The organism is Cobetia sp. 2AS (assembly GCF_029846355.1).
GTDB classification, from domain to species: Bacteria; Pseudomonadota; Gammaproteobacteria; order Pseudomonadales; family Halomonadaceae; genus Cobetia; species Cobetia amphilecti.
On sequence record NZ_JARWKQ010000011.1, the window covers coordinates 23,449 to 37,018 of the forward strand.

The 13,570-nt window shown below is 62.5% G+C and carries 6 protein-coding genes; 1 reads left to right on the forward strand and 5 read right to left on the reverse strand.

Annotation, left to right across the window (positions count from 1 at the left end):
- Window positions 1-37: 37 nt before the first annotated feature.
- Window positions 38-2,401, reverse strand: a complete 2,364-nt coding sequence (gene selD / locus QD356_RS17680; RefSeq protein WP_279878473.1) for a selenide, water dikinase SelD — start codon at window positions 2,399-2,401, stop codon at window positions 38-40.
- Window positions 2,402-2,546: 145 nt separating this feature from the next.
- Between selD and QD356_RS17685 the strand changes: the two genes are divergently transcribed.
- Complete coding sequence (locus QD356_RS17685; RefSeq protein WP_192838239.1) at window positions 2,547-3,212, forward strand: ACP phosphodiesterase; 666 nt, start codon at window positions 2,547-2,549, stop codon at window positions 3,210-3,212.
- A gap of 15 nt (window positions 3,213-3,227) precedes the next feature.
- On the opposite strand, the gene QD356_RS17690 is transcribed toward QD356_RS17685, so the two are convergent.
- From QD356_RS17690 to QD356_RS17705, 4 genes are all read right to left on the reverse strand, one after another.
- Window positions 3,228-4,415, reverse strand: coding sequence for an HlyD family efflux transporter periplasmic adaptor subunit (locus QD356_RS17690; RefSeq protein WP_192838240.1), 1,188 nt, complete (start codon window positions 4,413-4,415; stop codon window positions 3,228-3,230).
- The gene (locus QD356_RS17695; protein WP_192838241.1) at window positions 4,412-6,700 is read right to left on the reverse strand and encodes a type I secretion system permease/ATPase; all 2,289 of its coding nucleotides are present in this window, start codon (window positions 6,698-6,700) and stop codon (window positions 4,412-4,414) included. The genes QD356_RS17690 and QD356_RS17695 overlap by 4 nt, the downstream gene beginning before the upstream one ends.
- Window positions 6,697-8,043 carry a TolC family protein gene (locus tag QD356_RS17700; RefSeq protein ID WP_192838242.1) on the reverse strand — a complete coding sequence of 449 codons (1,347 nt, stop codon included), beginning with the start codon at window positions 8,041-8,043 and terminating at the stop codon, window positions 6,697-6,699. The genes QD356_RS17695 and QD356_RS17700 overlap by 4 nt, the downstream gene beginning before the upstream one ends.
- Window positions 8,044-8,216: 173 nt before the next feature.
- Window positions 8,217-13,550 carry a hypothetical protein gene (locus QD356_RS17705; RefSeq protein WP_279878479.1) on the reverse strand — a complete coding sequence of 1,778 codons (5,334 nt, stop codon included), beginning with the start codon at window positions 13,548-13,550 and terminating at the stop codon, window positions 8,217-8,219.
- Window positions 13,551-13,570: the final 20 nt, after the last annotated feature.

Here is a 13,570-nt window from a genome sequence, read left to right on the forward strand (position 1 = left end):
CGGCTGGCTGGCTCACCGTGTGACCGTCTAACCGTGCTCAGTGCTTGATGCTGATCGGCGCCAGTGCATCGCCCTGGGGAGTGATGCGCCCGATGATGGCGCTGGCGTGATAGCCGGCTGCCTTGAGCGCGGCCAGGCAGGACTCGGCCTCACTGGCTGGCACACTGGCCAGCAGGCCACCGGCGGTCTGCGGATCGAACAGCAGCGGATAACGCGGATGATCGATGACGCCGGCCTGGTCCTTCAGAGCACGCTTGAGGCGCAGATTGGCCGGTTGCAGCGAGCTGACCACGCCGCGGGCGACACAGTCCTCGGCGCCTTCGAGCACCGGCAGGGCATCGATCTCAAGCTCGGCATCCACGCCGCTGGCGCGGGTCATCTCGACCAGATGGCCGAGCAGACCGAAGCCGGTGACATCGGTGGAGGCGCTCGCCTGATGCGCGCGCAGGATATCCGCCGCGCGCTGACTGGATTGCTGCATGCTGTCCAGCGCGGCGTCGATCCAGCGGCCGCGGGCTTCCAGGCGTGCGTGCGCCGCCAACAGCGTACCGGTGCCGATGGCCTTGGTGAGCAGCAGCACATCGCCCGGCTGCATGCCGCCCTTGCAGGTGACGCCGGCCAGACTCTCCTCCACCAGACCATTGAGCGCGAAGCCCAGCGCCAGCTCCTTACCTTCGCCGGTGTGGCCGCCGACCAGACAGCAGCCCGCCTCGTTGAGTACCTCGGTCGCGCCTTGCATCAGCTCGCGCACCAGCGGTTCGACCTTGCGCTCGATTCCCTGCGGCACCGTGGCCACCGCCGTCGCCGTGTGCGGCGTCGCGCCCATGGCGTAGAGATCGCCCAGTGCGTGATTGGCGGCGATGCGCCCGAACAGGTAGGGGTCATCGATGAAGGCGCGGAAGAAGTCGACGCTGTGCACCAGCGCCTGTCCTTCGGGTACGCGCACGATGGCGGCATCATCCGGGGCATGTAGCCCGACCAGCACGTCCGGGTTCTCGCGCGGGGCCAGACTCTGCAGCGCTCGTGACAGCACGCTGGCGCCGACCTTGGCCCCGCAGCCGCCGCAGCGCATCGCCAATGCGGACAGGGCCTGATGTGCCTCCTGCTCATCCAGCTCGGCGGTCAGGCGCGGATGAAGCTTGTCATCGCTGCCCTTTAACGCCTGCCAGGCAGCGCTGATACGCTGATGCACCCCGGCAAGGCCGCCGCTATTCGCGGCGTCCTGCATGCTGGGCAGTTCATTGAAGCGAGCCATGAACTGGCGGTCGATATGGTCCTTCCAGCGCCATAGCCACGGGCGCAGACGCGGGGCGACCAGCCCCAGCTTGCCGCGTGAGGCGATGGCGTCGCGATCCCCGGTGCTGATCAGCGCCAGCCAGCGCGACTGCGGGATATGCGCCTTGAGCGCTTCGCCGCGTACGGCCCGTCGCAGGTTGTCGGCCAGCGGCCGCGCCTGACGCACGGCAAACACGCCGGCCTTCTCGCGGGGATGGTTGAGTTGATGTGCGATATCGCCCGCGGCGAAGATGGCGTCATCCTCAAGTGTCTGCAGGCTGTCGCGAACCTTGAGGAAGCCATCCTCGTCCAGGCTCAGTCCGGTCTTCTCCAGCCAGCGCGCACCACCGGCCCGTGTCACCCAGATGGCTTCATCGGCCTGATGGCAGGCACCGCTGGCACTGATCAGCTGGCGCTGGGCGGTCGAGGATGCGCGTTCGACGGCCGTGATCTCCTCGCCGAAATGCACCTGGATACCGCGCTCGTGCAGGGTAGTGGCAAGTGCCTCACTGACCGTGTGCGCATGGGTGGGCAACAGACGCTGTCCGCGGGTGATCAGCGTCAGGTTCGGCGCGAGCGCATCGGGCAACTCGGTGGCGAGGCGCTGCTGGATGGCCAGCAGCAGCTCGACCCCGCCGGCACCGCCGCCGACCAGCACGATATCGAGCGGGCGCTCGGCGCTTCTGGCGCGCTCGAGCAGACTCAGCCAGCGCTGCTGGAAGGTGCTGATCGGCTTGACCGCCACCACGGGGGCGTCTGCAGCTTCAGGGTCACCGATACCGTCGATGTGGGACAGGCGAGGCGTGGAGCCGATATTGATCGACAGCAGGTCGTAGTCCACCGCCGGGCGCTCGGCGCAGATCACGCGGCGCTCGCGGCGGTCGATATCGATCACCTGATCGCGATAGAAGCGGGCACCGGCGAACTGACACAGCCGGCGCAGGTCGATATGCACATCGTCGAACGTATAATGACCGGCGACGTAGCCCGGCAACATGCCGGAGTAGGGCGTGTCGGTGTCGCGACAGATGACGGTCAGGCGGACACCGGGCTCTGGCTGCATGGCAAAGCGCATCAGCACGCCGACGTGGCTGTGCCCACCGCCGATCAGGACGATATCACGCACGATAGGCGCTTTGACTGGCATGGAGGCGGACGGCATCGTGAATCTCGATAGTCAGTAGAGTAGGGAAACAGGAGCAGGGTATGCAGAGCCAGGGCGCGCCAGATGAGACCGGCGACAGGATTCGCAAAAGCAGGAGTCTAGCAACTTGAACTTTCTCGGTCATGCACGCCTGAGTCTGGCGGGCAGCGATAACTTCCTGTTTGGCAACCTGATTGCCGATGGCGTGCGCGGCAGTGACCTGAGCGACTGGTCGCCGGAGGTAGAGGCGGGCATCCGCTTTCACCGCCGCTGTGACGCGGTGATCGACGCCCATCCCGAGACACGCTGGTTGTTGACCCAGGTGCCGCCTTCGTCGCGACGTGTCGCCGGCATCGCCTTCGACATGATGTGGGATCACCTGCTGGCCGCCGAGATGCACGATGACGATATCGAGCGCCTCTATCGCCTGCTGGCGCGTGAGGAGGTGCCGTCACGCCTGTCGAGCCTGATCGAATGGATTCAGGTGCGCGATGCGCTCAGGCGTTATCAGGAGCTGGAGTTCACGCTCGCGACCATTGCCAGCATCGGCGAGCGCATGACGGCCAGGCGCCGCTTACGCCAGACAATTGATACCCGCCAGACAAGTGATACTCGCCAGACAAGTGATACTCGCAATGGAAGGCATACGCACAGGGTGGGCAATCTGGATGCAGACGCCAATCCCTTGGCGGACATGACGCCGTGGCTGGCGGATAACCGCGCGATGCTCGAGGACAGCTTCGCGCGGTTGTGGCCGGACATGCTGGCATTGCGCCAGCCGCCCGCTATCTGACGATCAGGCTTGCGCTCAGCGCAGCTCCAGACGCGTGAAGGGCCTCAGCAGGTAGGAGAGCACGCTGCGCTCGCCGGTCTCGATGTCGACCGTGGCGACCATGCCCGGCTTGATCGGCAGCGTCTCGCCTTTGTGCTCAAGCGCCGCGGTCTCGCTGCTGACCAGCACGCGATAGTAGCTTTCCTCGCCGCGTGGCGTTTCCTCCTCCAGGGTGTCCGAGCTGATGCGCTCGACCTTGCCCTCCAGCGTGCCGTAGACCGCATAGTCGTAGGCACTGATGCGGATCGTCGCCGGCATGCCCGGGGCGATGAAGGCGACATCCTGCGGGCGAATGCGCGTCTCGAACACCAGGGTGTCCTCCAGCGGGGTGATCTGCATGATCTCCTCGCCGGGCGGTATTACCCCACCGCGCGTGGTGATGGCGATGTTGTTGACCACCCCGCGAACCGGCGAGAGCAGCCGGGTACGGTCCAGCTGATCACGCCGCTGCACGCTGGTTTCCTCGAGGGCGGCCAGTTCGGACTTCTTGTCGGCAAGCTCGGCGTAGGCGTCCTGCAGATAGGTGTTGCGGATCTCGGCCTGACGACCGTTGAGCTCGGCTATCTCGCGATCCAGCTTGAGCATTTCCATCTCGCCCACGGCACGCCGCTTGACCAGCGGACGGATCACCGCGAGCTGACGCTGAGCGGCACTGATTTCCTTGCTGACCGCATTCAGGGCGCTGTCACGCTTCTTGCGCCGAGCCGTGAACAGCTCGCGCTCGGTGGCGGTCAGTGCCTCGTTGTCACGCACTTCCTCGGGGAACTCGATGCTCGACTTGTCCAGCACCTCGGCCTCCAGACGGGCGATGGTGGCGCGCAGCGCCTGCGCCTGACTCAATGACTCCATGTAGGCCGAGCGGAAGCGGGTCTCGTCGATGGCGGCCAGCAGCTGACCGGCCTCGACGATCTCGCCCTCGCTGACCATCATCTCGTCGAGGATACCGCCCTCGAGACTCTGGATGGTCTGCTGACGCGAGGAGGGGATGACCTTGGCTTCGCCACGCGCTACCTCATTGACCTCGGCCCAGCTGGCCCAGGCGATGAACAGTGCGATGACCAGGAAGCTGGCCCACAGCAGCGGACGCGACCAGTGGCTTTCCAGTTTCTGGTCCGGCGCGCCCAGCTCGCGTTTGAGGAGTTCGGGATCGAAACGCTGGCTCATGAGGCCTCCTGGCGCTGACGGGATGCGGAGGTGGCCGGTGTCTTGCCGGCCGATTGTCTGGCCATGATCTGATCCAGCGGGCCGTCCATGACGCGCTTGCCGTGGCGCAGCACCAGGGCGCGTTCGACCCAGCCGAGCAGCGACTTGCGGTGTGTGGCCAGCACCAGGGTGCGGCCGGCAAGCCAGGGGCCGAGGGTCTTGATGACGTGTTGCTCGGTGGCCTGATCCAGCGAGGCGGTGGGCTCATCCAGCAGCACGACGACCGGGTCCTGCAGGACCAGGCGGGCAAGGCCGAGGCTCTGGCGCTGGCCACCGGACAGGCTGTGGCGGTCGTGCAGCATCATGTCCAGCCCCAGCGGGTGGCGGCGCACGAAGTCGCCCAGCCCGGTCATCTCGATGACCTCCAGCAGGCGCATGTCGCTGACATCCCGTCCGTCGATGCACAGGTTGTCGCGCAGCGTACCGCTGAACAGGCTGATGTCCTGCGGCAGATAGCCGATGGCGCGCTGGCGATCGGCAGGGTCGATCTGACTCAGGGCGAGGTTGTCGAGGGTCAGCTCGCCACTGGTGGGCGTGAAGTAGCCGGCCAGCAGACGCAGCAGGGTGCTCTTGCCGGCGCCGTTGCCCCCCAGCAGGGCGAGGTGTTCACCGGGGGCGATGCTCAGGCGGTCCAGCGCCAGGGCTTCCGGGGCTTCCTCGTCGTAGCGCCAGTGCAGATTCTCGGCCTGGTAGTGACCGCGTGCCTGGGCGAGGCGCGCGAAGCGACGATCGCAGGGACGCTCGATATCGGTCTCCATCAGCGCATTCAGCCCTTCCTTGGCGACCTTGACGTGCTGCCAGCGACTCAGCAACGCACTGATCTGCAGGGTCGGGCCGATGGCGCGCGACGAGAGAATCGAACAGGCGATCAGGGCACCGACACTCAACTCGCCGGCCATGATCAGGTAGACCCCGGCGATGATGACGCCGACATAGGCCAGCTGCTGCATGCCGGTACCCCAGCTGGTCAGCCAGGCGACGGCGTGGCGGAAGGTGACGCCGCGGTGTGTCTGCTCGGAGGTCAGGCGCTGCCATTGACGGCTGGCATGGCCCTCGGCGCGACAGGCCTTGAGGTTCTCGAGGTTGTCGAGGGTCTCGAGCAGCACGCCATTCTTGACCGCCGATTCGCGCATGCCTTCACGCGACAGGCGTGACAGCCACGGTTGCGCCAGCAGCACGGGAATCAGCATCAACACGATCGCCGCCACCGGCACCCAGACCACCGGGCCACCCAGCAGGGCGATCAGGCCCAGGAACAGCAGCGCGAAGGGTAGATCCCCACAGGCGCCGAGGGTCGAGGCGGTGAAGAACTCGCGAATGGCGTCGAAGTCACGAATCTGGCTGGCCATCGCCCCGGTCGAGCGCGGCTTGGCGGCCAGGCGCATCTGCACGGCGTGGCGGAAGATGTGATCGTTGAGTTCGAGGTCGATCTTCTTGCCCGAGTTCTCGATCAGCTGCGCCCGCAAGGCGCGCAACAAGGCTTCCAGTCCGATGGCGAGCATCACGCCGATGCCCAGCGCCCACAGCGTATCGACGGCGCCGGTCGGCACCACCCGGTCATAGACCTGCATCGCGAACAGGGCCGTGGCCACGGCCAGTAGAGCGGCAAGCGAGGAGGACAACGCGACCTCGGCGAAGACGCGCCAATGCGACTTGAGCCGTGAGGTCAGCCAGTGCCCCTTCTGGGTCTGGCTGTAGCCTTCCGCGCGCTCCAGCGAGATCTCGCCATGCGCAAACAGTGCAATGCCGGCGTAGGCGGCAGCCAGTTCGGCCTGTGGCAGCCAGTAGGCGCCACCGGACAGGGGATCGAGCAGCTTGTAGCCGGGGCCGCTGGGGGTGGTGTCCAAATCATCGTCTGCCTGGGTGTCTCTCGTGTCGCTGCCCGACTCACTAGATGACTCGCTGCTCGATCCCGTGCTCGACTCGGCAGGCCACTGATGCGCGGCCTCATGGGACAGCAGCACGCGACTGCTGCCGTCTCCCAGCAGCACGACACAGGGCATCAGGCTTTCGGGAATCTCGCTGAGCGGTGCCTGACTCAGGCGCGCGGCGATGCCCTGGCGCGACAGGGCCTGCTCCAGATCCTGCGGCGCCAGTTCACCCTTGGTGAGTGGCATGCCGTGTCGTAGACGCTCGAGATCGATGCCGTGGCCCTGCAGGCGCAGCAACTGGCGAACGCTCTCCAGCAAAGGGGCGGGTTGCGATGTCGCCGTGGCCGAGGAGGCGGTGGTCTGTGGGGCGCTCATGGGCTGACTCCCTGGCTGGCATGGTGATGAGAGTGGGGCAGCGAGGTGTGCGCCGTCTCTGGCGGGGTGGCAGCGGCTTCAGCCCGATAGGGCGAGGAGACCAGCGGCAGGGCGCCCAGCTGGGTCGCCAGGTCATATTGATCGGTGAGCAGCTGGGTATTGAGCTCGATCATCTGGCGCCGTGCGGCGAAAATCTCGCTCTCGATGGTCAGCAGATCCTCGATATTGCGCGAGCCGGTGATGAACTGGTCGCGATAGCTGCTGCGCAGGCGTTCGCCACTGCGCGCCTGCTGATCCAGCGCCTTGATACGCGCCTCGACCGCGGGCTGGCTGGCCGAAAGACGCTGGATCTGGCGGCGCAGCTCGCGCGCCGTGGAGGCGGTCTCGAACTGGGCGGCGGTCAGGCGCGCGCGGTCCGCTTCGGGCTGGCGCAACGGCGTCAAACCCTGGAAGACCGGGGCCTCGATGCGCAGGCCGATGCTGGAGTCGCTGACCATGTCGTCGTTCGACTCATAGCGTGAGCTGGTCGCCTCCAGACGCAACTCCGGCCAGCGCTCGGCCTCGCTTAGGCTCAGGGCGTGGCGCGCGGCATTCTGCTGGCTGACATGGCTGCGATAGGCCGGCGCGTTGGTGATGGCGGCATCGGTGGTGGCGGGGTCGCGGGCCAGATCCGCCACGATCGGCAGGGGCGGCGGGGCGCTCAGGGCGATATCCCTGAAGGAGCGGCCGCTGAGTATCTCGAGCTCCTGACGGGCGGTGTCGGCATCGCCCTGCAGGCGTGCCAGCCACTCGCGGGCACTGGCCAGATCAACAGCGGCCCGGTCCAGCTCGACCCGATCCCCATAGCCCGAGAAGGTGCGGTCATTGGCCAGGCGCTCGAGGCTTTCAAGCTTCTCGATGTAATCGCGCACGCGGCGCATCATGGCGCGATTGGCGCCCAGATCGATATAGGCGGTGATCGCCTCCTGGGCGATTTCCATGCGGGTCTGATCCAGGGTGTCACGCTCGACGTTCCGCTCTGCCGTGCGCTGCTCGACCTCGGCCTCCACCTGGCCCCAGTCGTACAGCATCTGGCTCAGGGTGAGCCGGTAGCCGCCTTCGGTAAAGTTGTCCTCGGTGCCGACACTGCTCTCCAGGCGCGGCCAATAGCCATCCTCGGCGATCTCGATCTCCGTGCCCGCTGCACGCACATTGGCCCGAGCGGCCTCGATGCGAGGGTCATGGGCAAGCACATCGCTCAGCACGGCGGCGAGATCGCGATTCGTCTGGGCAGTGGCCGGGAGTGATGCTGAAAGCCCGGCGGAGATGGCACAGATGGCGACGCAACGCTTCGTCGCTGGCATGCGCGGAAGTGTTGCCTGTCTGTGGGCAGACGGGCAACGAAATAGGGTGGGCATCATGTGACTCCTTGTCTTCAGAGTGTCCTCTGAAGTGCTGCGTCATCCTGACGCTCTAGTGTTTCTGAATCATGCTGATCATCAAGGGAGGTGCCCCTTGCGGGGCACCTCGATCAGGCTTATCCGTTGCTGGTATTCACGGTCACGTCTTGATCGATATACAGCGTTGCCTCACCAAGCTGATAAGTATCATACGTCGTGCCGTTGAACTCGGTCGTTGTCGCGGAGGATGTTGCCCCAGCCGCTTCCACGCTATCGCCTTCATCGCCATCGATATACAGCTCGTTATCACCATCGGTGAGGTTCAATACCGTATCGGCATCGATTTTCAGACTGGTGCCGGTCTCGCTGCTGGCCGAGATATCGAGCACTTCGATGTTGGTCATGACACTGGGCTCAGCCTGGGCGGACAAGGCGACGAGATCGATGCCTTTTCCTGTGCCATCGAAGCTGACGGTATCGATGTCAGCGCCACCCTCGATGGTGAAGTCCAGGCTGGAAGTGACGATCAGGTCATCACCCGCGCCACCATCGAAGGTGTTGCTGCCCGAATCGCCAATCAGCAGATCATCCCCCGCATTGCCGACCAGGGAGTCATCCCCCTCGCCACCTCGAATGACATCATTACCGAGGCCACCGATGAGAGAATCATTGCCGGAAAGCCCGAATATCGCGCTACCTTCAAGGTTGGCTGAAATATCGATTTCATCGTCGGTCAGCAGGCTACCAATAAAGGTGTTGCTTTCGTCGATACCGGAGAACAGGGGTTCATTGGAATCAAGCAGCTCCACACCTGCCAAAGAGGAGATGGCATCCGTGGTGCTGGCATCGTAGGCATCGGTTGCCGTGATGCTGTAGGCATCCAATAGATCGATGTTTGCCAGATTCAGATCCGAAATGCCGCCATCACTGAACCCAACAGTCGCCAGGAATTGATTGAGCGCCAGGTTGTCGATGTCCCCACCGTCAGTCGCGGTAATGGTCAGTTCCGCGGTAGTGGCAATTATGCCGAGGACACCATTGTCGTCTGATGTAACTGATAGTCCAAGCGAAGTTGCCAGGTCGTTGTCCCAAGTGAACTCAGGGTCCGTGAATACACCAGTCAACAAATTGACATCCACCAGCGCAGCGTAGTTGATCACCACCTCACGCAGGTTGTTGTCAGGATCTGCGACGAAGACCTTGTTGTTGGAAAGGTCAATCAGGTCGAGTGCTTCGAGACCGACCAGGCCCAACAGCTCAGAATCCTGCAGGGTAACGATAGGGGCGGTATTGGTGACCGCGTCCAGGCTTTCCTCACCGACGAAGGTGATTTCACCCGTCGCCGTATCGCCATCACCATCCACGACCGTGACACTGACATCAGACTCATTGACCTCCGTGCCCACCAACAACTGCTCGCCGCTGATGAGGGAGTCGATGACCTCACTGCTCGTCAAGGTGCCACCTTCGGTCAGATCGAGTCCGTCGATATTGATGACCTGGTTGGCGGACGCGGCAGGATCAGCGGTCAATCCACCCTCTGTGTTGATATAGAGGACGGTCGCACCGGCTGCCGAGACATATTCGGCACTGATATAGCTCGCAAGATTGTTGGTGGCGCTATCGACGTAATAGGCCCCGTTGAGCATATCGCGCAGATCAAGAATGTCTCCCGATCCGACGCCACCATTATTGAAGTTGAGCACGGTGTCTGTTGCCGCAGCAGCGACAGTACCCTCATCACCGGACTCCCAACGAAGGACGTCGTTTCCGTCACCACCGTTCAGGGCGTCGTCGTCTGCACCGCCGATAAGGAGGTCAGTCGCACCACCTCCGTTCAGTTCGTCATTGCCGCTGCCGCCGCGCAGGATATTACTTCCACTTCCACCATTCAGTGTGTCGTTTCCGGCATATCCATAAAGGTTGGAGCCTGTTTGTGAAGCGGTAACAGTGTCATTACCGGTAGTGCCTTCATCCACAGGGACCTCATAGTCATCGACAAGAAGCTCCACATTAGCCAATGAAGCATCAGTGTCAGATGAGGTTGCACCGAGTGAGTCAGTTGCGTAAATCGTAGTGCTTTCCAAGATGGAGTCAGCAAGAGAATCCAAGTCTACTAAAGCAAGAAGTCCAGTTATTATTCCTGGAGAAGTAACCGTAAATTCAACACTAGCTAATAGCTCATTTATCTCAAGATTGGTTATATCGCTGCCATCAGTCTTGGTGATGGTGATACTTTTTTCCGAGCTGTCACTAGTGTCTGGAGTAACAGTTAATCCAAGTTCAGAAGCTATCTCTGAGCTATGGCTCCAGTTACTATAACCTAACAATGTTGTGAGTAAGGTGTCGATTATTGTCAAGCCAGTTGCGCTTGTTATAGCACTTGTCAAGCTGCTCAGAAGTCCATTAGTACTAAGTGTAACCGAAGACACATTCTCTTCAGCATCATAAACACTATAAAGCTGGTCGGCGCTCAACGTCACGATATCAAGTACATTGACGCCGACAAGGCCTAGCACACCATCGCTTTCAGTCACGTTGGCTTGCGGGCGTGTATTGATATCCTCTGTTGCGCTGAACTGGCCCTGGTGGCTGTAGCTGTAGTCCCCTGAGTCGATATTCAGGCTGAAGGATTCACCGGACAGCGTTTCGACCGCCAGAATGCCATCGACGATGCTGACAGTATCACCAGCCTCCAGACCAATCTCGGTAGAGGTGCCGGTCACGTCCGCGTAGGTGCCATCATCAGAGACAGTGAATGTCAGGCCCTTGAACGCGAAGGACTGCACCTGCCCATTTGCCGCATCAGCCCCAAACCCGAAGTCATCCTCACCATCGAAGATGGAGCCGGTGTAATCCGTATTCGAGCTCAGAGTCTCCACGACGGTACTTGCCGCAATCGTCGGTACATCATCAGCGATATCGATGTTCAAGGTGCTACTGGTGCTCGATGTCCCATCGCTCAGAGTGACAAGTACATCCACCGTGGAGGACTCGGCATTCGCCTGATCAATGTTGCCGAGCAGTTCTGCGCTATAGACAACTTCCGAGCCATCCTCGGTCACGGAAACGACCATGACGGCCGTCGCTGCAGCGTTGTCGACATCACTTGCCAGTGTGAGTGTGCGTCCTTCATCCGTGACGACCCAATCAAGCGCCTGACCGTTGCTGGTGAGCGACTCGGTGGAGCTGAGTGAGAGTGTTGCCTCACCGCTGGTATCGGCGAATGTCTGAGTGCTGGCGACGGCGCCCGCCGCAGAGGCGATCAGCGCTTCCGAGATCGTGAGACGGTTGGCATTGCCCAGATCGAGGAAATCGTCGCTCAGCTTGGTCGCCGTATCGGTCACGGCGGCCACATTCTGATTTCCCGCATCGTCCGTCACGGTCATGGTCACGGTCAGCAGTCCCTCTGCCAGACCGGTGAGGTCGACGCCTGACACAGTCACTTCGCCCGCCGCCGAGACAGTGATGTTCTCGGTTGGGACGCTGACGGAGCCATTATCGGTATCGGTGATCACGATCGTGAGGTTGCTGCTGGTCAAGCCGGCTTCGACAGTGCCTTCGAATGTCACATCTGTCGCTTCTGCAGCGTTGATGTCCCCATCAGCATCCGTGAAGTTGATGAGACTCCCTGTCGGAGCGGTCGTATCAATGACGACGTCTTGACTCTCGATGGCGCCATCGTTGCCGGCGGCGTCCTGCACCTTGAGCTGCACGGTGGCAGAGGTGGTGAGGCTGGCATCGGCGTAGCTGACGGCAGTACCGGACACGCTGTCGGTGATGTCGACCCAGGTGGTGCCATCGGTGCTGTACTGCAGCGTTTCACCTTCGGCAAGCGGAGCATTCAGCGTGGCGGTGATCGTCAGGCCATCATTGTCGCTGGTGATGAAGTCATCGGCTGCAAGGCCAGTATCGTCACTGATGGAATCGATGGTGACAGTCGTTGTGGGGGCAGTGGTATCTATGGTCACTGTGCCCAGATTGACTTCATTGCTGACATTGCCTGCGGCGTCAGTAATGGCAGCTGAGGCGTTGTAGCTACTGCCATCGGTCAACGTGTCAGCCGGGATGGTCACAGTCACAGTGCCTGCGTCGATATCCGTTTCTATCAGCGCCACATCAGCAGTAATCACATTATCCGCATCATCTGTGTCAACCAAGGTGACAGTGGCCGTATCCCCTGCAACGGTATCCGCACTGAGCGCGACCTCGGCTTGCAGCCCATCTGTCAGCTCCTCGATATTCACACCATTGAGGGCTTCATCGATGACCAACGTCGGCGGCGCCCCCGGGGCCGTATTATCGACCGTCACGTCGCCCAGGTTCACGGCGTCACTGACATTGCCGGCGACATCGGTCTGACGGATCTGCACAACGCCATCGGCGTAGACACCTTCGGCGAGGGTGAAGGTGGTGCCGGTGCCATCGATCCAGTTGCTGCCGCCGTCGAGGGAGTACTCCCAGCTGGCGTCGGCTTCCAGACCGCTGACGGTGACTTCACCATTGCTGGTGATGCCGTCGTCGGTGACGTTGGTGTCGGTGGTGAGCGCAAGGCTCGGGACTTCAGGTGCCGTGAGGTCACTGGTGGTGGTGTCGTCGGTCTCGAACGTATTGCCCGCCACATCGGTCACGGTCATCGAGACGGTGAGGGCGCCTTCAGTGAGCCCGGAAGTTGCGGTGCTCAGGTCCAGACCGGTGACGGACAGATTGCCGGCACCGTCGACCGCAATGTCAGTCGTGGCGACGGTGATCTCGTTGGCCGGATCGGCGCTGTCAGTGATGGTGATCACGACATTGCTGCTGTCGAGACCGGCCTCGATGCTGCCAGTCAGATCGACGGCGCTGATGTCTGCCAGATTGAGCAGGCCATCGTCACCATCGACGAAGGCGATGCTGCCCGTCGGGGCGGTCGCATCGACCGTCACGTCGCCCAGGTTCACGGCGTCGCTGACATTGCCGGCCACATCGGTCTGACGGATCTGCACAACGCCATCGGCGTAGACACCTTCGTCCAGCGTGAAGGTGGTGCCGGTGCCATCGGTCCAGTTGCTGCCGCCGTCGAGGGAATACTCCCAGCTGGCGTCGGCTTCCAGACCGCTGACGGTGACTTCACCATTGCTGGTGATGCCGTCGTCGGTGATGTTGGTGTCGGTGGTGAGCGCGAGGCTCGGTGCGGCGATGGTCGCATCGACCGTCACGTCGCCCAGGTTCACGGCGTCGCTGACATTGCCGGCGACATCGGTCTGACGGATCTGCACAACGCCATCGGCGTAGACACCTTCGGCGAGGGTGAAGGTAGTGCCGGTACCCGCGATCCAGTTGCTGCCGCCGTCGAGGGAGTACTCCCAGCTGGCGTCGGCTTCCAGACCGCTGACGGTGACTTCGCCATTGCTGGTGATGCCGTCGTCGGTGATGTTGGTGTCGGTGGTGAGCGCAAGGCTCGGTGCGTCGATGGTCGCATCGACCGTCACAGCGCCCAGGTTCACGGCGT

Coding starts and splice junctions, on each gene's coding strand:
- QD356_RS17690 (WP_192838240.1), bottom strand. CDS start 4,415: ATGAGCCAGCGTTTCGATCCCGAACTCCTCAAACGCGAGCTGGGCGCG.
- QD356_RS17695 (WP_192838241.1), bottom strand. CDS start 6,700: ATGAGCGCCCCACAGACCACCGCCTCCTCGGCCACGGCGACATCGCAA.
- QD356_RS17700 (WP_192838242.1), bottom strand. CDS start 8,043: ATGCCAGCGACGAAGCGTTGCGTCGCCATCTGTGCCATCTCCGCCGGG.